This window comes from Marinococcus halophilus (genome assembly GCF_900166605.1).
GTDB classification, from domain to species: domain Bacteria; phylum Bacillota; class Bacilli; order Bacillales; family Marinococcaceae; genus Marinococcus; species Marinococcus halophilus.
On the sequence record NZ_FVZD01000005.1, the window covers coordinates 455,739 to 478,815 of the forward strand.

20 protein-coding genes are annotated in these 23,077 nt (G+C 44.8%); 19 read left to right on the forward strand and 1 reads right to left on the reverse strand.

Annotated features, from left to right (window positions below; translation table 11 throughout):
* Positions 1–22: 22 nt before the first annotated feature.
* The 11 genes from B5066_RS04685 (at position 23) to B5066_RS04735 (ending at position 12,647) form a co-directional block, all read left to right on the forward strand.
* Positions 23–1,411, forward strand: coding sequence for a sugar phosphate nucleotidyltransferase (locus tag B5066_RS04685; protein ID WP_079474787.1), 1,389 nt, complete (start codon positions 23–25; stop codon positions 1,409–1,411).
* Positions 1,412–1,679: 268 nt separating this feature from the next.
* Entirely contained in the window at positions 1,680–2,636 is a 957-nt protein-coding gene (locus B5066_RS04690) for a GDP-L-fucose synthase family protein (protein WP_079474788.1), read from the forward strand.
* Entirely contained in the window at positions 2,633–3,631 is a 999-nt protein-coding gene (gene gmd, locus B5066_RS04695) for a GDP-mannose 4,6-dehydratase (RefSeq protein WP_079474789.1), read from the forward strand. Before B5066_RS04690 ends, gmd begins: the two co-directional genes overlap by 4 nt.
* A 66-nt stretch (positions 3,632–3,697) precedes the next feature.
* Positions 3,698–4,354 (forward strand): sugar transferase, encoded by a 657-nt coding sequence (locus B5066_RS04700; protein WP_079474790.1) that lies wholly within the window; start codon positions 3,698–3,700, stop codon positions 4,352–4,354.
* A 35-nt stretch (positions 4,355–4,389) separates the two neighbouring features.
* Entirely contained in the window at positions 4,390–5,592 is a 1,203-nt protein-coding gene (locus B5066_RS04705; protein ID WP_079474791.1) for a glycosyltransferase family protein, read from the forward strand.
* Positions 5,576–6,163, forward strand: coding sequence for a putative colanic acid biosynthesis acetyltransferase (locus tag B5066_RS04710; RefSeq protein WP_079474792.1), 588 nt, complete (start codon positions 5,576–5,578; stop codon positions 6,161–6,163). Before B5066_RS04705 ends, B5066_RS04710 begins: the two co-directional genes overlap by 17 nt.
* A complete protein-coding gene (locus B5066_RS04715) occupies positions 6,160–7,386 on the forward strand; it encodes a glycosyltransferase family 4 protein (RefSeq protein WP_079474793.1) in 1,227 nt (408 codons plus the stop codon). Before B5066_RS04710 ends, B5066_RS04715 begins: the two co-directional genes overlap by 4 nt.
* Before the next feature lie 66 nt (positions 7,387–7,452).
* Complete coding sequence (locus B5066_RS04720; RefSeq protein WP_143745394.1) at positions 7,453–9,540, forward strand: Wzz/FepE/Etk N-terminal domain-containing protein; 2,088 nt, start codon at positions 7,453–7,455, stop codon at positions 9,538–9,540.
* Between the two features lie 14 nt (positions 9,541–9,554).
* A complete protein-coding gene (locus tag B5066_RS04725; RefSeq protein ID WP_079474795.1) occupies positions 9,555–10,667 on the forward strand; it encodes a glycosyltransferase in 1,113 nt (370 codons plus the stop codon).
* A gap of 14 nt (positions 10,668–10,681) precedes the next feature.
* Positions 10,682–11,977 carry a lipopolysaccharide biosynthesis protein gene (locus B5066_RS04730; RefSeq protein WP_079474796.1) on the forward strand — a complete coding sequence of 432 codons (1,296 nt, stop codon included), beginning with the start codon at positions 10,682–10,684 and terminating at the stop codon, positions 11,975–11,977.
* Positions 11,978–12,128: 151 nt separating this feature from the next.
* Entirely contained in the window at positions 12,129–12,647 is a 519-nt protein-coding gene (locus tag B5066_RS04735; RefSeq protein ID WP_079474797.1) for a winged helix-turn-helix domain-containing protein, read from the forward strand.
* A gap of 60 nt (positions 12,648–12,707) precedes the next feature.
* Here the strand turns inward: B5066_RS04735 and B5066_RS04740 are convergent, their stop codons facing one another.
* Positions 12,708–13,754, reverse strand: coding sequence for an NAD-dependent epimerase (locus tag B5066_RS04740; protein ID WP_079474798.1), 1,047 nt, complete (start codon positions 13,752–13,754; stop codon positions 12,708–12,710).
* Positions 13,755–14,229: 475 nt separating this feature from the next.
* Here B5066_RS04740 and B5066_RS04745 point away from each other — a divergent pair, with 475 nt between their 5' ends.
* The 8 genes from B5066_RS04745 to B5066_RS04780 all read left to right on the forward strand — a co-directional run bounded on the left by B5066_RS04745 (position 14,230) and on the right by B5066_RS04780 (position 23,067).
* Positions 14,230–16,071 carry a polysaccharide biosynthesis protein gene (locus B5066_RS04745; protein ID WP_079474799.1) on the forward strand — a complete coding sequence of 614 codons (1,842 nt, stop codon included), beginning with the start codon at positions 14,230–14,232 and terminating at the stop codon, positions 16,069–16,071.
* Between the two features lie 44 nt (positions 16,072–16,115).
* A complete protein-coding gene (locus B5066_RS04750; protein WP_079474800.1) occupies positions 16,116–16,721 on the forward strand; it encodes a sugar transferase in 606 nt (201 codons plus the stop codon).
* A gap of 4 nt (positions 16,722–16,725) precedes the next feature.
* Positions 16,726–17,595: an NAD-dependent epimerase/dehydratase family protein gene (locus B5066_RS04755; protein ID WP_079474801.1), complete on the forward strand. Its 870-nt coding sequence runs from the start codon at positions 16,726–16,728 to the stop codon at positions 17,593–17,595.
* A complete protein-coding gene (locus B5066_RS04760) occupies positions 17,582–18,355 on the forward strand; it encodes a glycosyltransferase family 2 protein (protein ID WP_079474802.1) in 774 nt (257 codons plus the stop codon). Before B5066_RS04755 ends, B5066_RS04760 begins: the two co-directional genes overlap by 14 nt.
* Before the next feature lie 87 nt (positions 18,356–18,442).
* Positions 18,443–19,537 carry a glycosyltransferase gene (locus B5066_RS04765; protein ID WP_079474803.1) on the forward strand — a complete coding sequence of 365 codons (1,095 nt, stop codon included), beginning with the start codon at positions 18,443–18,445 and terminating at the stop codon, positions 19,535–19,537.
* Between the two features lie 56 nt (positions 19,538–19,593).
* Positions 19,594–20,490 (forward strand): glycosyltransferase family 2 protein, encoded by an 897-nt coding sequence (locus tag B5066_RS04770; protein WP_079474804.1) that lies wholly within the window; start codon positions 19,594–19,596, stop codon positions 20,488–20,490.
* Positions 20,491–20,584: 94 nt separating this feature from the next.
* Positions 20,585–21,988, forward strand: a complete 1,404-nt coding sequence (locus B5066_RS04775; protein WP_079474805.1) for a hypothetical protein — start codon at positions 20,585–20,587, stop codon at positions 21,986–21,988.
* 98 nt (positions 21,989–22,086) lie between these two features.
* A complete protein-coding gene (locus B5066_RS04780) occupies positions 22,087–23,067 on the forward strand; it encodes an NAD-dependent 4,6-dehydratase LegB (RefSeq protein ID WP_079474806.1) in 981 nt (326 codons plus the stop codon).
* The last annotated feature ends 10 nt before the right edge of the window (positions 23,068–23,077 follow it).

Genomic DNA, 23,077 nt, shown 5'->3' on the forward strand with positions numbered 1-23,077 from the left:
CAATAAACAAGGAGGAAGGAACATGCGCTTAGTCCTGTTGTCCGGAGGTTCGGGAAAACGATTGTGGCCGCTGTCGAATGACACGAGATCCAAACAATTTCTCAAGGTGCTCGACGGACCGGACGGGGAAAAAGAATCCATGGTCCAGCGGGTATGGAGACAGCTTGAAGCCTGCGGGCTTGCTTCATCGGCGGTGATCGCCACCTCGGAGTCGCAGAAGGACCTGATCAAACGCCAGCTCGGCGAAAATGTTCCGCTTGTTATGGAGCCGGAGCGCCGGGACACGTTCGCCGCTGTCGCGCTTGCGGCCAGCTACCTGTTTTCCGTAGAAAAAGCGTCTCCGGAGGAAGTCATTGTGATGCTTCCGGTGGATGCCTTCGTAGACACAAGTTTTTTTGAAAATTTCAAACTTTTGGAGAGGCTGATTCAGGAAGGCACGAGTGATATGGCCCTTATTGGGGTGAAGCCCGTATATCCGTCTACCAAATACGGCTACATTGTACCCGGGAGCCGGAGAAAGGATACAAATGCTTTTGTCGTCGAGGCCTTTACGGAAAAGCCGGATGAAGACCGGGCCCGGGAGCTCATCGAACGACAGGCGCTCTGGAACTGCGGCGTGTTTGGTTTTACGATGGCTTACCTGCTCGGCATTCTCGAAGAGGAGGGGCTGCCGTTTGAATATGAGCTTTTGAAAAGCCGGTATCATACTGTGCCGAAGACAAGCTTTGACTACCGGGTGGTGGAAAAGGCCGAAAAGATTACTGTTTTACAATACGAGGGCGACTGGAAGGACCTTGGCACCTGGAACACGCTCACCGAGGAGATCGCCTTCAGCCAGACAGGCAAAGGCATCATTTCCGAAAGCTCGGTCAACACGCATCTTGTGAACGAGCTTGATATTCCGGTTGCCGTCATTGATGCCAGCAACATGGTGATTGTATCGAGTCCCGACGGCATCATTGTTGCCAGCAAAGAGTCGAGCTCGCAGATTAAAGAGCTGATCAAGGACTTCCGCTACCCGCAGATGTATGAGGAGCGGCTGTGGGGATGGTCACGGGTGCTCGATTACGCCAAGTACCCGGACGGGCAGATGATGATTACCAAACGCATCCAGCTCGAGGCCGGCAAAAACTCAACGCTTCACTATCACCATAACCGTGATGAAGTATGGACGGTCGTACGCGGGGAGGGGGAAATTGCGGTCGACGACCATATGTACCGCATCAAAGCGGGCGACGTTGTCCATCTGCCGGCCGGAACGAAGCACGCGCTCCGGGCCACCATCGATCTGGAGATTGTAGAGGTGCAGACTGGCATCGACATCAGCGACGACGACACCGTCCGGCTCCATGACACGTGGGATGACGTGCTGCGCGCCCACAACGGCTCCGCGGCCAAATTTATTAAATAGGCTTTTTCAAAACCGTTCGGTCATGTCTCCTGCACCGGTATCACGTGGAGGCACTCGGCAGTGCTAAGGGCTTTTAGAAAAGCCTTAGACGTTTATCGTCAACAGCGCTGCGTGAGGAGAGGTTCAATGCCTCCGGTTTACCTGTGGCAGCTGCGCATACAATGCTGCCGCAATTAGAAAACCATTGGCATTCAGACTTCAGCCATCTGTTTTGAATGGATGCAGGCACTGCACAACACCAAAATCTTAAAGGAAAAGAGGAGCCTGAATGGAAAAACATGCGTGTATATATGTAGCTGGGCACCGGGGGCTTGCAGGCTCCGCGATTCTGCGGAAGCTGCAGGACGAAGGCTATACGAACCTGGTGTACCGGACAAGCAGCGAGCTTGATTTGCGAAACCGAACGGACGTAGACGCTTTTTTTCAGTCCTCTTCGATCGATTACGTGTTTCTGGCAGCCGCAAAGGTTGGCGGCATTACTGCAAACAACGATTATCCGGCGGATTTTATCCGCGATAACTTATATATTCAGACAAACGTCATTGACGCAGCCTACACGCACAGCGTGAAAAAGCTGTTGTTTTTAGGCAGTACGTGCATCTATCCAAAACATGCTCCGCAGCCAATCCGGGAGGAGGCGCTTTTAACCGGGGCGCTTGAACCGACCAATGAACCGTACGCCATCGCAAAAATTGCCGGCCTAAAGATGTGCGAGTCCTACAACCGCCAGTACGGCACTCGCTTTATCGCCGCTATGCCGACAAACCTTTATGGAAAACACGATAATTTTGACCTGGAAACGTCGCACGTGCTCCCGGCGCTGATGCGAAAGTGCCACGAAGCAAAAGTGAATGGGGACCCTGCCGTGGAAATATGGGGCACGGGTGAGCCGCGCCGGGAGTTTATGTACGCGGACGACCTCGCCGATGCGTGCGTATTCTTGATGAACGAATACGACGGCACCGACATGGTGAACGTCGGCACCGGTCGGGACCTTTCTATCCGGGAGCTCGCCGAAGCGCTTAAAGATGTTACCGGCTTTGAGGGCGAATTTGTATTTAATACGAGTAAGCCCGACGGCACGTTCCGGAAGCGCACCGACGTCACCAGGCTGAACAGCCTTGGCTGGCAGGCGCAGACACCGCTTGCCGATGGACTGCAGAAAACGTACGACTGGTACACCGGCCACGCGGCACAACCAAACAAAGGAGCTGCTTCTCTATGACAAAATCAGCACTCATCACCGGCGTGACCGGCCAGGACGGCTCGTACCTGGCGGAATTTCTGCTCGAAAAAGGCTATACCGTTTACGGCCTCCGGCGCCGGACAAGCACCCCGAACTTTGAAAACATCGAACACGTGAGAGACCGGATTGAGTGGATCGACGGTGACCTGACCGACCTGTCTTCCTTAATTACCGCCGTGCAGCAGGCGCAGCCGGACGAGGTGTATAACCTGGCGGCCCAGTCATTTGTCGCGACCTCCTGGCCGCAGCCGATCGCGACCAGCCAGATCACCGCCGTTGGCGTCGTCAACATGCTTGAAGCAGTCCGCATCGTGAAGCCGGATGCCCGCTTTTACCAGGCCTCAAGCTCCGAAATGTTCGGCAAGGTGCTCGAGACGCCGCAGACGGAAGCGACGCCGTTCTGGCCGCGCAGCCCGTACGGGGTGGCAAAAACGTACGGCCACTGGATTACCGTCAATTACCGGGAAAGCTTTGATATGTTTGCCTGCGCCGGCATTTTATTCAACCACGAGTCGCCGCGGCGCGGCATGGAATTTGTCACCCGCAAGGTGACCGATGCCGCTGCCCGCATCAAGCTCGGGCTGCAGAGCGAGCTGCGGATGGGCAACCTCGATGCGAAACGCGACTGGGGCTTTGCCGGCGACTACGTAAAAGCCATGTGGCTTATGCTCCAAAGCGATGAGCCGGATGACTACGTGATTTCGACCGGCGAGACGCATACGGTCGAAGAGCTGGTGAATATTGCCTTTCAATACGTCGGCCTCAACTGGCGCGACTACGTCGTGACCGACCCGAAGTTTGTACGGCCGGCCGAAGTGGATCTTCTGCTCGGCGACTGCACGAAGGCGAAGGAAAAGCTCGGATGGGAGCTCGAAGTCGGCTTCCGGGAGCTGGTGGAGATGATGGTGGAAAGTGATTTGAACCATTACCGGAGCCCAACCCAAACGCCGGGCCTGTACCGTGAAACTTCTTAACGCGTGTCGCTTATTTTTCGGCGGGCGGCGGCAGCCGTCCGGGCCACTTAAAAGAGGGGGAGACCAATGCAGAGATCAAGCGCGCCGCTCAAATCGGAAAAACACTCCATGGACCAGGCTCAGGCCAAACGTGTTATCGACAGTGTTTTATCCTTTCTAATGCTCATGCTCCTGTCTCCATTGTTTTTGGTCATTGGCTTTATGTATATGCAGGAAAAGCCAAAGGGTCGAATGTTGTACAAGCAAAAGCGGATTGGTGCCCAAGGAAAACCGTTCTATATTTATAAGTTCCGGACGATGGTTGTTGATGCTGAAGAAGTGCTGCGCCGCGACCAGAAGCTATACGCCGAATTTGTCCAAAACGGCTACAAGCTGCCCGCGGACCGGGACCCGCGAATTACCAAAACCGGCCGGCTGCTTCGCGAAACGAGCCTGGACGAGCTTCCGCAGCTGATCAACGTATTAAAAGGGGAGATGAGCCTTGTTGGCCCGCGGCCAATTATCTCGGAGGAGCTGGAGGAATACGCGGAAAACAAACAATTATTTTTATCAGCCAAGCCGGGGATGACCGGCCTCTGGCAAGTGAGCGGCCGAAGTGACTTGACCTATCCCGAACGGATGGAGCTCGAGCTTGATTACATCCGCCATCAGCGTCTGGGTACGGATGTTCTGATTCTGTTCAAAACAGCCGGAGCCGTCCTGCGAAAAAAAGGGGCTTACTGAAAATAGGAAAATAAACAGGCAGAGGAGGCGCTTTTTTGGAAAATAAACTGCTGTACGTGGCATTTCTTCGCGAGGATTCAGACGCCGTCGGCTTTGTGAAAAAAGTCTACGCCCAGTGCAGAGCGATGAACCAGCTCGGGCGCCGTGCCTATCTACTGATCTCGCAAAAGGACCGGGCCGTATGCTACGACACGTGGACCGGCCGGGAAGTGGTGCGGGAGCACCATTATTCGCCAAAAGCGATTTTTGTCGAAACGCCGGCCTGGAAGCGGAGCACTGCGAGCTATTTCCGAATGACCGAATTTCTGCAGTTCGCCGCCACCCTCGCGGAGAGCCTGGACGTGCAGGAGATTTATATCCGGAGGGTAAAGCCCGTCCTGCCCCAGCTGTCCCTGTGGCTGCAACGCTGCAGACGCCAAGAAAGAAAAATGTATTATGAAATTCCGGATTATCCAGTCGAGGCGCCGTTTAAAACAGACTGGCCGGCTTATGGCTCTTATGTTCTGGATCAGGCTGCGTTCCGGTTTGGCGTCTATCCTTTGGTCAAAAAAATTGTTGCAGTCTCCATTACTCCGGTGGCAGATCCAAAAGTAATCGCCATTAAAAACGGAATCGACCTGGCCGCCACTCCCGTAGTAGAAAGGCCGGCTTTTCACCATCCCGACGAAGCCTTCGTGCTTGCAGGAGTGGCAAATCTAGCCTCGTGGCATGCCTATGACCGGATCATTAAAGGGTTGAACAAATGCCGCGCTCCGATCCGGCCGGAATTTCATATTATCGGTGACGGGCCGGTCAGCGACGAGCTCCGGCAACTGGCAGTTGCCGAAGGAGTCGAGGACCGCGTCATCTTTCACGGCACGCTCACCGGCAGTGAACTCGATCAAATGATGAACGGGGTGGATGTGGGCATCGGGATTCTTGGCAACCACCGGCGCAATTTTTTTGGGGATTCCTCGTTAAAAAACAGAGAATACTGTGCCCGCGGCATTCCGTTTCTCCTGGCCTCCGAAGACAGCGATTTTCCGGTTAATCTGCCGTTTGTATTCCGGACGCCGGCCGACGAGAGCCCGGTAGATATTGACCGTTTGTTTTTCAAATACATGCAGCACCGACACCGGAATACTCCGGCCAACATCCGGAGCTACGCCGCGGAGCACCTGAGCTGGGAACAAAAATTGAGAGGCGTATTCCGCGAGGTGCCAATAGAGGAGGGGAAAGCACATGAAGGTTCAGCTTGACCGCTATGAGCAGTCTGATTACGACCGCGGCCGGCCGGGGTGGTTTATTTTGCTCTGGTGGCTCGTGCAGGGAACAGTGTTCCGCCTATCGCTGCACCCGATGTATGCGTTCCGGCGCCGGCTTCTCCGGACTTTCGGAATGCAGGTGGGAGAAGGAGTCAAAATTCGTTCGAGTGCCCGGTTCACGTATCCGTGGAAAGTGTCCATCGGCGCCCATTCCTGGGTGGGGGATGAAGCCTTTTTCTACAGCCTCGACCGGATCACCATCGGCGAGCACTGCGTAGTATCGCAGAAAACTTATTTGTGTACCGGCTCGCATCATCTGCAAAAGCCGTCATTTGACTTAATCACTGCGCCAATCACATTCGAACGGGGCTCCTGGGCGGCTGCCTCGTCGTTTATCCACCCCGGGGTGACACTTGGAGAATACGCGGTGGCCGCTGCCTGCAGTAACGTAACGAAAAGCATCCCCGCAAATGAGATTCACGGGGGCAACCCGGCGGCATTTATCAAGCGCCGCTTCGCCGCCGAAGAAGAACCGCTGGAACAGGCAGAGGGAGCAGGCGTATGAAAAAAATAGTGTTTGTCGTTAACTACTTTCCACCGGATGTCGCGTCGCTTGGCCAGCTGATGGGCGATCTCTGCTTTGACCTGCAGGATGATTTTCGCGTGACGGTCATTACCTCGCATCCGCACTATGCCGGCGAGTTAAACGACGTGCTCGCGGACCGACTGGAATGGATCGAGTCGGTTAAAGTAATCCGGATGAAACTCCCTGCGGTGAACAAGCAATCCAAAGTAAGCCGGGCCCGGTATATGGCTGCCTATTTCGTTAAAGCGCTTCGTGCCCTGCTCAAAGAAACCGGGGTGGATGTTATTTACACCGTCTCCCAGCCGCCGATTCTCGGCGGGCTGATTGGTACGATCGGTAAAGCTTTGAAGCGGGCGAAACATATTTATAACATTCAGGACTTTAATCCGGAGCAGGCAGAGGCTGTTTCGTATTCACCGAGTCCAGCCATCACAAAACTAGCGGCGGCCGTGGATAAGCTGAACTGCCGATACGCGGACATGAATATTGTAGTCGGAAGCGACATGGCGGCAACGCTGCAGAAAAGGTTTACGTCCGGAACGCCGGACTATGAAGTGATTCACAACTGGGTGGATGAAAAAGACCTGGTGCCAAAGCCACGTACGGATAAAGGCGTGGAAGAATTTCTGCATGCAAAACAGCTCGAAGGCAAATTCATTGTAATGTACTCCGGCAATCTCGGGTTGTTTTACGATCTGGAAAACCTGATCCGTATCACAGAAGCATTTCGGAATAATCCTGATATTGTGTTTGTGTTTATCGGCGAAGGAGCCAAAAAGAGTGAAATGAAGGAATACGTGACAGCCAGCCAGCTGACAAACGTCCATTTTTTCCCGTACGAGCCGAAGGATCGCATCAAATATTCCCTGAATGCCGCTGACGTGCACCTTGTGGTGAATCAAAAGGGTATTAAAGGAGTATCTGTGCCGAGCAAAATATACGGGGTGCTCGCCGTCGGCAAACCGGTGCTCGGCGTGCTCGAAAAGGGCAGCGAAGCGGCCGTAATTATCGAACGTTCCGGCGCCGGAGTAGTCATAGAACCCGGCCAGTATGAGAACATCATCGAAGCGGTACGCACATATTACGAAAAAACAGAGGAAGAGCGGGAAGCCATCGGGCAAAAAGGGCGTATGTACCTGGAAGAGCATCTTACGCGCCGGAAATCGATTGATAAATACAAAGCTGTGTTCCAGCAGGTATAGCGTGCATTGACGCTGCACCAGCAGCAGCGCAATAAAAAACAGCCGGGAGATAGGGGGCAGGAGCCTTTGTTTTATTATAACCGCACGGGGAAAATGTGGCTGTATTATTTGTGGGGTGTCTACTTTATTACAAACATTGCCGGCGCCGTGCTGTTTAAGCAGGTGCTCGGCATGGGCGGATTCTCGCATACTCCCTATATTCGCGGCATGTTCATTCTGTTTCTTGTTCTTGGCATAACGTTCATCTGGGTGCCGCTGTATATGCTGAATAGGCAGGCAGAGCTCAAGCGGGGGGATCTGGCCACAGTCGCCCTGATAAGCATGCTTATCGGCTACAGCGTCATTATCGGCCTCGCTAATGCCAATACGTGGACGTATATCCTTTCGGATACGGCGTATTTAATCACCGGCCTGGCCATTTATCTGCTCACTCGTTTTGGCGGCATTCATCTCCGGATGCGCGACCAGTATCTGGCTCCTGCCTCCGCCGTGTTAGCTGTGCTGCTTCTCGGGCTGTATTTTTTAAGCAGCTGGGTGCCGGTAACGCTTCTCGTAGTGTTTGTGGGACTGTTTTTATACGCTCTGTATACTGCGCGCACAGGGGTGCTTCTTCTTCAGCTCGGCCCGCTTGCGTTTTTGCTAATCAGCTCCAATCGTTCCCTGCTTCTCACGGTCATGGTCATGGTGCTCGTGCTGATGATTGTCATGCTGGTGAAAAATTGCTGGAAGCCGATACTCACGCTTGTATTTGCATTCAGCTTCGCCGGGCTGGCAGCGGTCCTTGCCGGGGGGAGTGTGCTCGAGATGCTGAATATCGATTTTTACGAAACGGCCCTTGGCAGCCGGATCGAAGTCATGATGGGCATGGGAAGCTCCTCCGGAGTCAATCTGGACGAAGACGTTACGATCGCCCAGCGGCTGTACGAAGTAGAAATGATCGTGGAAACGCTTGGCAACAACCCGCTGTACTGGCTGTTCGGCTACGGGGCCGGCGGTACAATTGACATGTCCGGCTCCATGGATCCATCCGTTACAAGCGCTGCGCTGCTTGGGATGACCGAAGTGCACAACGTTCACTTTCTGCACGGTGCGCTGCTGTTTCGCTACGGGCTGTTTGGGGCAGCCGTTGTAGCCGGCCTTGTCTGGCGGCTGTTCACTACTTCAATTAAGTATGACGACCGGTCCCTGATGCTTGCGAACCTGACAGCGTTGTCGCTTGTCGTCTACAGCTACTCCTCGTCCTCTTATCTGCTTGTGGAGCCGCTGCTCTGGTTTCTGCTCGCGTGGCGAACGACGCGGATCGAATGGGGACAGACTCACGAAGAAGCTGTAGCCAGCCGGCCATTGTCCAAAAAGGAGGGCGCTATGAAAGAATCGTTCCGCATTCAGGATTTAATGTACATTGTCCAAAAAAGAATAAAACTGCTTGCGCTGGTGGTGATTACGGCCCTGAGTGCCGGGGCGGTGTATATATGGTTTATCGCCGAGCCCCAGTACGAGGCCTCCACGCAAATACTTGTCACTCCGGCCATCGGTGATGACCAGGCGCCTGTATCGGAGGACTGGCAGTCGAGCAGGGAGCTTGTAAATACCTACAATACGCTGCTCACAAGCCCTGCGATCATCGAGCCGGCGGTGCAGGAGTTGAATACATCCCGAACAGAGGAGGACATTCAGCGCCAGCTGACAGTCACGACTGAAAATGAATCACAAATTGCCACCGTGTCAGTCCGGGATGCCGACCCTGAAGCGGCCGTGGCGATCGTAAACACCGTGACCGAAACGTTCGAACAAAAGGTGCCTTCGATTATGAACGTGGACAATGTGAGTATACTTTCCAAGGCAGAGCTGAAAGACGTTTCCCAGCCGGTGTCGCCGCAGCCGCTGTTGCATCTGGCAGTTGCTCTGTTTGGCGGGGCGCTTGGCGGCCTGGGGCTTATTCTGCTTTTGGAGGTCATGAATAATAAAATCAAAACCGAAGAGGAACTCGAAGCTGTGCTGGGCCTTCCGATCCTGGGGTCGGTGAATATTCCACTGGAAAAGGATTTTATCCGGAAAACTGATGAAGAGATGAGCCCGCAGCCGATGCCGGTCATCCCTATCCGCAAAAACGGGGACACGGACCAGAACCCGGAGATGAAACAAAAAGTATAGGAGGTGTGGGATGAATGAAAATCCTTATAAATGCCACGGCATTAAGCGACCGCGGAGGCTTCAGCGTTGCTGCCGCCTGTCTGGAGGACTTTGCCGGCTCGGAAGCGTATTTCCGGGAAAATAATATCCAAGTGACGGCTTACGTGTCCCGGAAGGAGCTGCTGGAATACAGGCGTAGCTGGATGGACGTACATGTGGCCCAGGTGCCTAAAAAGAGCCCGCTGCACCAATGGTGGTTCGAGCGCCGGGTGCTCCGCAGGGAAATGAAGGAGCATGACGTGTTTTTGTCTCTGCAGAACACACCGCTCGGCGGTATTCACAAGCCCCAGTACTGCCTGATGCATCAGCCAATCCCGTTTTCCGATGTGCGCCCGGGAGAGCTGGAGTGGCAGAATCTATTGAAGTATAAGCTGCTGATGCCAAAGCTCGTGCAGCGGGCGATGCCACGAATGAGCGGGATCTTTGTACAGACCGATTGGATGAAAGAAGCGGCGCAGAACCGATATACGGACTGTCCACCTGTATATGTGATGCGTCCAAAGGCGGTGGATTTACAAAAGCATAATGCCCCACTATCCGTCCAGCAGCAACAAAAGGTCGCCCGGAGCCGGGGAACGAAGCTCATTTACGTGACCAATCAGGAACGGTACAAAAACAATGAGCGGCTCATACAGGCCGTGCGGCAGTATAATGAGAGCGCGAAGCGTCCGGTCGACCTATTTTTAACGGTAGAAGGCACGGACGAGCCGGGCATTCATTTCCTGGGAAAAGTCAGCTACGACGCCATCTATACGCTGTACACCTCCATGGACGCGCTCGTGTTTCCATCCCTGATGGAAACATACGGGCTGCCGATTATAGAAGCCAGACAGGCAGGGCTTCCGGTGCTGCTGGCAGATCTTCCGTATGGAGGCGAGCACCACGGAAAAGGAGAGACACTGCTGTTTGACCCCCGAAGCACGGAAAGCATTAAAGAGAGCATCCGGGAGCTTGAAGAGAAGAGCTTTTTCCGTCCGGCCCCGTCGGTTCAGGAAGCCGGAAACGACTATGTTGATTTTATACGGACGATGCTTGCGGATCAGGAAAAAACCAATACCCCGAGTGGCAGGTATCCGGACGCGGGGTAGAAAGGAGCCGGAGGATGCAGGCGGATAATTCGAAGGCCGGTAAAGCTGTGGCGGCTCCCAAGTCACTGAAGGTAAATTTCACGTGGGTCGTGTTTGCAGACGCGTTTTATGGTATCTCCCAGTGGGCATTAATTGCCCTGATCATTCATTTTAGCAGCGTGGAGCTTGCCGGCCTGTATACGCTTGCCCTCGGGCTGGCGGCTCCGTTTTTTTTGTTTTTCAATTTAAATTTACGTTCCATCCAGGTGACGGATCAGGACAATGACTATCGCTTTGAACATTACAACTTGTTCCGCATGGTGACGTCGCTCGCCGCGTTTATCTTTGTAATAGTGGCCGCGTTTGCGATGAACTATGAAGCGAGCCTCCTGTGGATTATTGCCGTCATGGGCATGATAAAAGCGCTCGAAGCCCAGAGCGATATCTGCCACGGGCTGTTTCAGAAAAAAGAAAACATGCAGTACATTGCTTTTTCAAAAATAGCGAGAGGCACGGTGAACGTGCTCAGCTTCTGGGTTGTTCTGATGGCGACGGGAAGCCTGCTGCCTGCATTGTGCACGATGGCAGCGGCAAATATTGCTTCGCTGATTTTCGTGGATATGAAAAACGTAACAAAGGTCCACCGCTTTCATCTGACCGATATGCATCTCAGCCGGCAGAAGCTCGCGATGTTCCGCCATTTTCTCGTGCTCGGTTTTCCCCTTGGTATTGCGGGGGCGCTCGATGTACTGAATATTAACATCCAGCGGGTGATCATCGAGCAGGCAAATGGATTGGAGCAGCTCGGATACTACGCCTCAATTGTCTACATCATTATGGCCGGCCAGATGTTTATCGGAGCGCTGTCGCAGGCCTGCCTGCCGCGTCTCCGTGCGTACTGGGGCAGAAATACCGGGCAGTACGTAAAGCTTCTGCGCACGCTTCTCGTATGCTCGGCCCTTCTCGGGGCAGCGTTTTTCGCCGTGGTCGCCGCGGGAGGAGACGTGCTGCTGTCGATCATTTACGATCAGAGCTTTGCGGCGTACCATCACATTTTTGTCCTGGCTTCCATCGCCGCTTTTTTCTGGTATTCAGGAGGATTTTTAAACATCGCGCTGCTGGCGACGAGAATGTTCAAGCACCAGGTGGTCATTTATGCGGTCTCGTTCGCTGTCACGGCCGGATTTTCTCTGTACCTGGTGCCTGAGTTTGGCATCGAAGGCGCGGGCTGGGCGCTGATTTTAGGAATGGCGGCCCGGGCGCTGACCATGGCTGTAATCTTAATCAAGCTGTACGGGCAAAGGCAGAAAAACTTCACCGCCGAGCCGTGACCCAGGTTTGGCGGAAAATAATTTCCAGGCTGCCTTTAGAATACCGGCAAAGCAGCCGATGAAATAAAAGAGAAATAAAAACATATGCAAGTGTTTTCCAGCTCACTTGAAGATGCCTGTTAAAACCATCGCCGCCGGAGGAGGAAAAGCATTGCTGCACCAATTAGTCACATCGAAAACAAGATTACGATTGATCGTGAAGTTTTTTTTATGCGAGGAAGAAACGTACCTGCGGAAAATTGTGCGCGAGTTCAATGATTCGGCTAACGCTGTGCGCGTGGAGCTGAAGCGCTTGAGTGACATGGAGCTGATCACGGGTCGTCCCGTGCAGAACCGCCGCTACTATCAGGTGAATAAAGAGCACTACATGTACGAGGATATGAACCGCCTGGTACGGAACTATGTGCAGTGGGAGCAGCTGCGCGAGCTCTTAGAAGAAACCGAATGGCAGTACGTCTACATGGCTTCGGAGGAACAGCCGCCGCACGGGCTGGAGTACATTGTCGAAGTAGGAGAGAACTCCCTGGAAGCGGGCAAGCAGCTACTGATCGGTGAATGCATGAAAGTCACTTTTGTTACGGCGGACACGATATGCCAGATGGAGCAGACGCTGATTATGGTTCACAGCCTGAATCTGGAAAAGTCTGGTGCCAGCCCGCAGCCGTCATAGAATTACATAGAATATAAAAACCAGCCTGCCGATGAATTTCGGCAGGCTGGTTTATGGTGTTTAATGATTGGACTGGTTTTTGGAAGCTGACTGCACGGAAAAGTATTCCGGATAATATTCTTTATACCATTCCACGAATTTTCCGATACCTTCATCAAGCGAGGTAACCGGCTTGAATCCGACAGCCTTCTGCAGGCTGTCAATATTCGCGTACGTCGCCTGTACGTCCCCCGGCTGCATTGGCAGGTATTCCTTCCGTGCTTCCATGCCGAGATGCTTTTCGAGTGTTTCGATAAACTCCATCAGAGCGACCGGCTGGTTGTTGCCGATGTTAAAGACCTGGTAAGGCGCATAGCTTGTCGAGGGATCCGGGTTTTCGGCATCCCAATCGCTATCGCCGGCAGGGACAGCCGGAATCAGACGAACAATACCTTCCACGATATCGTCAATATACGTAAAGTCCCGCATCATGTCTCCGTTGTTGTACACCTGGATCGGCTCACCGTTCACGATTTTGTTTGCAAACTTGAAATAGGCCATGTCCGGGCGCCCGAGCGTCCCGTACACGGTAAAGAACCGCAGGCCGGTCGTCGGCAGGTCGTACAGATGGCTGTACGTATGCGCCAGCAGTTCGTTGGACTTTTTCGTTGCTGCGTAGAGACTGACGGGATGATTCACCCCGTCTTCCGGCGAGAAGGGCATTTTTTTGTTGGCCCCGTACACCGAGCTTGAAGACGCGTAAATGAGATGCTCGACCTGATGGTGGCGGCACATTTCCAGAATGTTGGAGAAGCCGACAATATTGGACTGAATATATTTATCCGGGCGCTCCAGACTATAACGTACCCCCGCCTGCGCGGCCAGGTTGATCACGGCTGTGATCGTATATGTGTGAAAAATCTCCTGTAAAGCAGCAGCATCGGCCAGATCCAGTTCATGAAAGTGAAATTCGTCGTGTTTTTCCAGCCGCTCCTGTCTGCTATACTTTAAGTTCACGTCATAGTAATCGTTATTGTTATCAACCCCGACGACTTCATAGCCTACTTCCAGCAAACGTTCTGCTGTATGCATGCCCACAAAGCCATTACTTCCTGTCACTAAAATCATATTGCGTACCTCCGTTATTGTTTAATAATTTTAATTCAGTATTTTTATTATGTTAATTGTTGTCTAAGTTGAGAAACATACCTATCATATAACAAATGAATTCGTTTGTGAAATGGAAAAAGGAAAATTATGTTAGTTATCATGAAGTTAGCATGAGATAAAAAAAGCGCTACGAAGTTATAGTTTAGTAGTTTTTTCCTAAAAAATTCACTTTGGCTGTTGAAATTATTGCCAATTAAGAGGAAAATAACTTTGTATTAATATTAAGTATAGTTTAGGTTTTAAAAATATGCGTCTGAATTACATAATGAAGGAATTAATGTATAATACTCTATTGTACTAACCTGGTAAGATCAAGTCTGTAAATGAACATTATTCATTCAAATACATAATAGCTCGCATTGATTATTCTAAAGAGGAAATTAGTTAATATTAAGGTTTTATAATTACTTATTAAGAAGGGGTAGAGAAAATCATGGGGTTGAAGCAGAGACTGCTGGCTTTAGTTTTTTTAGACTCAGCCATTGTTATTTTTTCCATATTTATATGCAATTTTATACTGGCAGCAGATATACGCCCGGTTGATAACGTTCTGGTTACCAGTTCAGTAGTGCTTTTAATTGTGCATCACATTTGTGCCTATTATTTTAAGCTATATAAAAAAGCATGGGAATACGCGAGTGCAAAGGAAATTAAATCGATTGTGTATGCTGTTACAATTTCCATATTTATTACAGCTTTAATGCAAGTAGTAATATTTCAGGAATTTTACGTTCGTACACTGATCATGACCTGGATGGCTCACGTCATTCTTATCGGTGGCTCTAGAATGACGTGGCGGCTGTACCGGGATGCTTACATTTCAAACAATAAAGATGGGAAAAAGACATTGATTGTCGGAGCAGGTTCAGCAGGTACAATGGTGGCCAGGCAGTTAACGCAGGAAACAAGTTCAGGTCTGCTGCCTGTCGCTTTCCTGGACGATAATCCTTCCAAGCAGGGGCTTGAAATTATGGATCTCCCTGTTTATGGATCAATAAGAGATGTAAAGAAAGCAGTGGAAAAATTTTCGATTGAACATATTATTATTGCGGTACCTTCGCTAGAAAGTGAAGAGTTAAACCAAATCGTTAATGTGTGTGCTGAAACAAAAGTAAGAACCCAGACGCTGCCGCGTATGGAAGACATTATGCTTGGGAAAGTTGAGGTTACCCAGTTTAAAGACGTGGATGTAGAAGATTTACTCGGACGTGAGCCGGTGAAGCTGGACGTAGAAGGTATTGCTGATTCCATTACTAACAAAAGAGTATTGGTAACAGGAGCCGGCGGCTCCATTGGTTCAGAAATCTGCCGACAGATTGCCCGTTTTTCTCCGGAAGAAATCGTGCTGCTTGGACACGGGGAAAATAGTATTTATTCTATTGAGATGGAGCTTAGAAACAGCCTCCCTGGGCTGATTATCTCTACAGAGATAGCTGATATCCAGGATAAAAGCAAACTGATACAGATTTTTGAAAATAGAAAACCGCACGTAGTATTCCATGCTGCAGCACATAAGCATGTACCATTGATGGAACGTAATCCTGAAGAAGCAGTGAAAAACAATGCACTGGGAACAAAAAATACAGCGGAAGCTTCTGAGCATTCGGGCGTGAACACATTTGTAATGGTCTCTTCTGATAAAGCGGTAAATCCAACAAGTGTGATGGGAGCTACGAAACGTTTAGCTGAAATGATCGTGCAGCATATGGATACGATCAGCAAAACGAAGTTTGTAGCAGTACGATTCGGCAATGTGCTTGGCAGCCGCGGCAGCGTCATTCCTTTATTTAAAAAGCAAATACAGAATGGAGGCCCTGTTACCGTTACAGATCCTGAAATGGTCCGGTATTTCATGACCATTCCAGAGGCTTCACGGTTGGTTATTCAAGCCGGAGCCCTTGCGAAGGGGGGAGAAATCTTCGTGCTCGATATGGGTGAACCGGTAAAAATAGTCGATCTTGCGAAAAACTTGATCAAGCTTTCTGGTTATACAGTAGACGAAATTGGTATTAAATTCAGTGGTATCCGTCCAGGTGAAAAAATGTATGAAGAGCTTCTCAGCAATGAAGAAGTGCATGAAGAACAAATTTATCCAAAAATTTATGTAGGTAAATCAGGTGAGATAAATATCAATGAAGTTATTAATTTCACTAAAAAATGTGAAACGCTTGAGAAACACGAAATCACGAAACGCGTGCTTGAACTTGCCAGAGGAGAAAACTTAGAGCGAAATCACCTTTCAGCAGTCAATAAAAAGGTAAATGCAAATAACTAAAATGAATGGATATATGTCATAAAGAAAAAGTAAAGGATGCTATCATGAGAAAATATTCAAAGATAAAAAGGATAATAGACTTTGACCTAACTTTAATAGCTACAATCATATTAATGCCCTTAATCGTGTTACTGTCCTTAATGATTAAATTCGATTCTAAAGGACCGATTTTATTCAAGCAAAAGCGTATTGGAAAAAATAAAATTCCTTTTCATATTTTCAAATTTAGAACGATGAAAATCGAAACCCCCAAAGATACACCAACACATATGCTCGAAGATCCAGAAAGTTATATCACAAATATGGGTGCATTTTTAAGGAAAACCAGCCTGGATGAGCTCCCACAACTATTTAATATTCTAAAAGGTGACATGAGTTTGATTGGTCCAAGGCCAGCGCTCTGGAATCAGTATGATTTAATAGAAGAACGTGATAAATACGGAGCAAATAATATAGAACCCGGCCTTACAGGCTGGGCGCAAGTGAATGGAAGAGATGAACTGCCAATAGACGTTAAAGCTCAATTGGATGGTGAATACGTAAGTAAAAGAAGTTTAACTTTTGATTTTAAAGTACTAGTTAAAACATTCTTAAGGGTTCTCAAAAGTGAGGGCGTGAAAGAAGGTAAAATCAGTTCAAAAGAGAGGTGAAACCTTGAAAAAAATACTGATAGTCGGCCAAAACAGTTATATAGGTAATAATTTTGAAAAATGGATGTATTGGCAGGAGAAAAACTCCCTAATTAAGAAAATTTCAGTGCGTGATAATAGTTGGAGGCAGTATGATTTTTCACCTTATGATGTAGTAGTACATGTAGCTGGAATAGCACATATAAAAGAAAACAATAAAAATAAACACTTATATTATTCGGTGAATCGAGATTTAGTATATGAAGTAGCTTTGAAAGCAAAAGAAGAGGGTGTAAGTCAGTTCGTTTTTTTAAGTTCAATGAGTGTATATGGAAAAGACAAAGGGAGAATTAATAAAAATTCTATTCTTTGTCCAAATTCAGCGTATGGCACGTCAAAAAAGCAGGCTGAAGAGTTAATATATAATTTAAATAGTAATAAATTTCTAGTGAATATTATTCGCCCTCCTATGGTATATGGAAAAGGTTGTGGAGGTAATTATGTAAAGCTTAGAACATTCGCATTAAATTTTCCTTTATTTCCCTATTATCTTAATAAAAGAAGTGTCATTCATATAGATAATCTTTGTGAAATCATGAGATTAGTTATTAAAAATGAAGATCAAGGATTATATTGCCCTCAAAATAAAGAGTATGCATCTACTCAAGAAATAGTAAAAAGCATCTCTAAAATACATAACAGTCCTCTATATTTAACGAAAATATTTAATCCTTTTATTGTTCTATTGAGAAAATTAAATATTAATATTATTAATAAAGTATTCGGGGATTTAGTTTATGATAAAGAAATAAGTACTTATAAGGAAAATTATAGAATTAGAGAGTTTGAAAAATCAATTGAATTAACAGAAATGGAGAGGGATGATTTTGAATAGTAATCAACCAGAAAAAGATGAAGATTTAGTTTCTATAGTAATGCCAGCATATAATTGTGAGGCTTTCATAAAATATTCTTTAGACTCAGTTATTCAACAAACATATCAAAATTGGGAATTAATAATTGTAGATGATGGTTCTAAAGATTCCACAAAAAAAATAGTAACTCATTATTCAAATAAAGACCCTAGAATTAAATACTTTGAATTTGAAAAAAATCAGGGAGCAGCTGTGGCAAGAAACAAAGCGGTGGAGTTAGCCGAAGGCAAATATATGGCATTTTTAGATAGTGACGATATATGGTTCCCTAAAAAACTAGATGAACAACTCAAAATTATGAAAGAAAATGGCTATGAATTTACTTGTACTAGCTATACTAAAATTGATGAACTAGGGCAAGATCTTAAGAAAACTATACGAGTTACAGACAAGAGTACTTATGATGACATATTAAAGAGAAACCTTGGCAATTCTACAGTAATTTATAATGTAGACAATTTAGGGAAATTCACTATTCCAAATATAAGAAAAAGAAATGATTATGTTATGTGGCTGCAAGTTATAAAAAAAGCAGGTTATCTTTATGGAATAAATGAAGCACTCAGTAGTCATAGAGTTAGAAAAAACTCACTTTCCAAAAAGAAAGTTAATTTAGTCGGTTATCACTGGAAAGTATATAGGGAAATAGAAAAACTTTCTTTGCTTAAATCAGTTTATTTAATAATGTATTGGGTTCTAAGTAAAGTTTTAAAATTTTAATGAAAGTGAAAACTTAAATGTCTTAATAAACTCTAAAATTTATAAATGTTTCACTTTACGAAAGTCAAATATGGTTAAGGAGAAGTAATGAATATATTACATATAGCTCCGATAAATATGGCTAGAGCCAATGGATTAAGATTTTCAGTGCCAGGGTTAACTTCTGCTCAAAATAAAATCGCTAACATAAATGCAGCATTGATGAATATATCAGGATCTGAAAGCTTAATTAAAGAAGAAATAGAAAAGTATGATTTTAATTTTTTTCCAGACCCTAAAAATCTTTTAGAACTGCCTTTCCCATTTAGAAATCCTGATTTAGTAGTTTTTCACGGTGTTTATTATAAGAAATATATTAACTTTTACAAAGAAATGAAAAGTAGAGATATTCCTTATATAATAGTACCTCGAGTAAGCCTTACATCAGGGGCACAAAAACAAAAATATATTAAGAAAAAAATAGGCAATCTTTTATATTTCAAAAAATTTATAAAGAATGCAGAATGTATCCATTATTTGACAGAAAATGAGTTTAAAGAATCTAATTCATTTGGTAAAAAAAGCTTTATTGTAGGTAACGGCGTTAATTTACCGAATATACATTCTAATTCTAATACTGAAAAGTTAAATTTAACTTTTATAGGTAGATATGATATAAAGCATAAAGGATTAGATATTTTAACAGAGGCTGTATCTTCTATGAAATTTGATTTAAGAAGATATAATATAAAAATTAATTTATTTGGATCTGACTATAATAATGGTAAAAAGTACATCAACAATAAAATTGAAGAAAAAAAAATTGGCGATATACTTTGTGTGAATAATGCTGTTTTTAATGAAGATAAAATTAGTGTACTAGAAAATACTGATATATTTTTAAGTCCTTCAAGGTTCGAAGGACATCCTATGGCAGTAGTTGAAGCAATGGCATACGGTATTCCGTGTATTATTACTAAAGGAACAAATATGATTGAAATTTTGCATGAGTATAATGCAGGCTGGACTGCCGAGACCAATGCAAAAAGCTTAGCCGAAACCATTAGAATTGCCATCTCCAATAAGCCAAGTATTGAGCATAAAGGAGAAAATGCAAAGAGATTAGCAAAGGAAAACTATTCGTGGGAGGCATTAGCAGCTAAAACTATCACGCATTATAATGATTTGATATATAATAATTAGTATTTAATATCAAAGAATAATAGAAAAAACAAATAATTAAAAGAGGTTGCATAAAATTGGAAAATTTGATAAGCGTAGTACTTCCTACATATAAAAGGAATTCAATCACTCTAATGAGGGCTATTAACAGTGTACTGGATCAGACTCATAAACATCTAGAAGTAATCATTGTAGATGATAATTCTAGAAACGATCAATTTAGAAAAGAAGTTCAAAGAGAAGTTGAAAATATTAGAGATGAAAGAGTCCATTATGTTAAACATGCAGAAAATAAAGGAGCTTGTAGGGCCCGGAATACAGGAATTGAGCAATCCCAAGGTGATTTTATAGCTTTTTTGGATGATGACGATGAATGGATATCAACCAAGCTTGAGATGCAAATTAAAAAATTTTTGGATCCAGCTGTGGGATTAGTTTATTGTGATTCATATTCAATATTTATAAAAAAAGAATTAGAAATCGAAAAAAAGATTAGAAAAAGTAAACACTCTGGCTGGATTTATAGTGATTTAATTAAAAACAATATAATTGGATCCACATCTTTTGTTTTATTGAAAAAAGAAGTGTTTTCAGAGGTAGGTAAGTTTAACGAAAAATTAAAATCGGCGCAAGATTATGAGTTGTGGTTACGGGTAGCTAAAAAATATAAAGTAGATAAAGTAGACTTACCATTAGTGAATTATTATATTCACGACGGAGAGAGAATCTCAACAAAAGTTACCAATAAGATTCAAGGATTAGAATGGTTAAATGAGATTAACAAAACATATCTATTGCATCACCCTGAAGTTCACTCTCTAAGAAAATTGAAATTAGCTCCATTTTATGCAAAAGAATACGGACTAAAAACAGGTATTTATAAATGGATATTAGCTGTTAAAATATATCCTGCAAACATTGTGAAAACAAAGTATTTGATTAAAACAACAATAAATGGAATTAAATCAAAATAACCAAAGTATCAAAATTTGTTTAATAAAAACCTAGGTTTTTGTAGTTATTGATTATAATACTTTAGATCAAAAATAATTTTAAGGAGGGATAGAGTTGAATTTTGAAAATACATTTTCAGTAAGTGATATTTGTAGGAAGTTTTGGGAGTTTGAAAGAAGACATGAACTACTGGATTTTAAAATAAAAAATATTTATGTATGGCAATTAGTTAGGTTTAAAATGTTTAATAAATTATTAAGAAAAAAAGGAATTTATGGAGTGGCGCATTCAAATGCCGATAGTGTAAAGGATAAATTTTTAGAAACTCCAAGAATGTTAATTAATAGTCTTTTAAAAAATCCATTTTTAGGGAAATATAAAAGAGATATTATAATATTTGATCATCCCAGGAAAGTAAAAGTAGGGAAAGAATACATTGATATATATACATATAATTTTATAGAAAACCAAAAGAAGAATAAAATTGATGTATTAGAAGCTCCATATTTAAGAAAGCATATGAAAATAAAAAGTGAAGTTAATAGGAAATATACAGATCACCAATGGCTAAATGTGTTACTAAAAAAGACTGTTAAGCCAATAAAATTAACTGAGTATGAAAAAGAAAATTTGAAAGAACTAGAACGCGTATTTTTAGATTATTTTCAAATAGACGGAATTGACCTATATAATAATATAGTAGAAGCTTTGAATAGGCATTACCATAAATACAACTACTACTATAAATTACTTAAAAAAAGAGAACCGAAAGTATTGTATATAGTAGTATCTTACAATAATATGTCATTAATTGCAGCTGCTAAAGACTTAAATATAAAAGTAATAGAATTTCAGCATGGAGTAATCACAAATTATCATTTTGCATATAATTTTGGGGATCCAAGCAAAGATATTAAGTATTTCCCAGACAAAATGCTAACTTTTGGGGATTTTTGGGCTAGAACTAAAGGCTTTCCAGCACAGACAGAAATTGAGGTTTATGGCTATCCATATTTAAACGACCAATTAGAAATTTATAAAGGAGTAAAAAAGAAGCAAAATCAAGTAATTTTTATATCGCAAGGCACTATTGGAAGAAAATTAGCAAATTGCGCGTTTGAATCAGCAAAAGCTATGCCTGAATATAATTTTATTTATAAGCTTCATCCTGGAGAATTTGATCGCTGGAAAAAAGAGTATCCTGAATTAATTGAAGCTGCTAAACTGAATAACTTCCAAGTGATTGACAACAATAATTATAGTTTGTATAGCTATCTCGCAGAATCCGAATTTCAAGTAGGGGTTTATTCTACAGCCATTTTTGAAGGGCTGGCTTTAGATTGTAAAACTATTTTATATAACTTGGCGGGCATAGAGTACATGGAAGATTTAATTGAACAAAACTTTGTAATGGTAGCTAATGATAGTATAGAGTTTAAAAAGAAAATTAGAAGTTTTAAAGTAAAAGAAATAAATAAAAATACATTTTTTGAAAGTGAAAATAATGTTCAAGCTTAAATTAATTTCGGGCATGTTTTTTATAAAAGATTTTAAAATTATAATAAATAAGATTCCATGAAAAAATTACAAATTTTTAAAAATAAGGAGATTTTTTTATGACAAAAGCGCTAATTACTGGAGCTGATGGTTTTATTGGAAGTCACTTAACTGAACGCTTGGTAAAGGAAGGCAAAAAAGTAAAAGCCTTTGTTTATTACAATTCTTTTAATTCTTGGGGATGGCTCGATACGCTGCCTAAAGAAGTAATGGATGAAGTAGAAGTCTTTGCTGGAGACATTCGTGATCCTAATGGGGTAAAGGAAGCGATGAAAGATATAGATGAAGTCTATCATTTAGCCGCACTTATAGCTATCCCATTTAGTTATCATTCTCCTGATACATATGTAGATACGAATATAAAAGGAACTTTAAATGTTCTCCAGGCTGGTCGTGAGCTTAACACGTCCCGTTTGTTGATTACTTCTACTTCCGAAGTGTACGGCACGGCTCAATACGTTCCGATCGATGAAGATCATGCTTTCCAGGGCCAGTCCCCTTATTCTGCTACAAAAATTGGCGGGGATCGTTTAGCAGAATCATTTTACCGAAGCTTTGAAATGCCGATCTCAATTGTAAGGCCCTTTAACACTTATGGTCCCCGCCAATCAGCTAGAGCCGTTATCCCTACTATTATTACCCAGTTACTTGCTGGAAAAGAAGAAATAGAATTAGGTTCTTTGACTCCAACTCGTGATTTTAATTACGTGAAAGATACAGCAAATGGGTTTATTGAGATTGCCAAATCGCCAAACACAATCGGAGAAGAAATAAACATTGCTACTCAAGAAGAAATATCTATAGGCAGGTTAGCAGAGGAATTGATCTCGCAAATTAATCCCAATGCACAAATTATATGTGATGAGCAACGCCTCCGACCTGAAAACAGTGAAGTCAATCGCCTGCTCGGCTCTAACGAAAAAATTAAGAATTTAACCGCTTGGCAGCCGGGATATACCTTTGAACAGGGATTAGCTGAAACTATAGAATTTTTTAGATCCAATTTAGATAAATACAAAACGGATATATACAACATCTAGGGGTGAGCTG

Excerpts from the sequence above, each read along its gene's own strand:
- B5066_RS04685 (WP_079474787.1), top strand. The coding sequence starts at position 23 with ATGCGCTTAGTCCTGTTGTCCGGAGGTTCGGGAAAACGATTGTGGCCG.
- B5066_RS04690 (WP_079474788.1), top strand. The coding sequence starts at position 1,680 with ATGGAAAAACATGCGTGTATATATGTAGCTGGGCACCGGGGGCTTGCA.
- gmd (WP_079474789.1), top strand. The coding sequence starts at position 2,633 with ATGACAAAATCAGCACTCATCACCGGCGTGACCGGCCAGGACGGCTCG.
- B5066_RS04700 (WP_079474790.1), top strand. The coding sequence starts at position 3,698 with ATGCAGAGATCAAGCGCGCCGCTCAAATCGGAAAAACACTCCATGGAC.
- B5066_RS04710 (WP_079474792.1), top strand. The coding sequence starts at position 5,576 with ATGAAGGTTCAGCTTGACCGCTATGAGCAGTCTGATTACGACCGCGGC.
- B5066_RS04715 (WP_079474793.1), top strand. The coding sequence starts at position 6,160 with ATGAAAAAAATAGTGTTTGTCGTTAACTACTTTCCACCGGATGTCGCG.
- B5066_RS04725 (WP_079474795.1), top strand. The coding sequence starts at position 9,555 with ATGAAAATCCTTATAAATGCCACGGCATTAAGCGACCGCGGAGGCTTC.
- B5066_RS04730 (WP_079474796.1), top strand. The coding sequence starts at position 10,682 with ATGCAGGCGGATAATTCGAAGGCCGGTAAAGCTGTGGCGGCTCCCAAG.
- B5066_RS04740 (WP_079474798.1), bottom strand. The coding sequence starts at position 13,754 with ATGATTTTAGTGACAGGAAGTAATGGCTTTGTGGGCATGCATACAGCA.
- B5066_RS04745 (WP_079474799.1), top strand. The coding sequence starts at position 14,230 with ATGGGGTTGAAGCAGAGACTGCTGGCTTTAGTTTTTTTAGACTCAGCC.
- B5066_RS04750 (WP_079474800.1), top strand. The coding sequence starts at position 16,116 with ATGAGAAAATATTCAAAGATAAAAAGGATAATAGACTTTGACCTAACT.
- B5066_RS04760 (WP_079474802.1), top strand. The coding sequence starts at position 17,582 with ATGATTTTGAATAGTAATCAACCAGAAAAAGATGAAGATTTAGTTTCT.
- B5066_RS04765 (WP_079474803.1), top strand. The coding sequence starts at position 18,443 with ATGAATATATTACATATAGCTCCGATAAATATGGCTAGAGCCAATGGA.
- B5066_RS04780 (WP_079474806.1), top strand. The coding sequence starts at position 22,087 with ATGACAAAAGCGCTAATTACTGGAGCTGATGGTTTTATTGGAAGTCAC.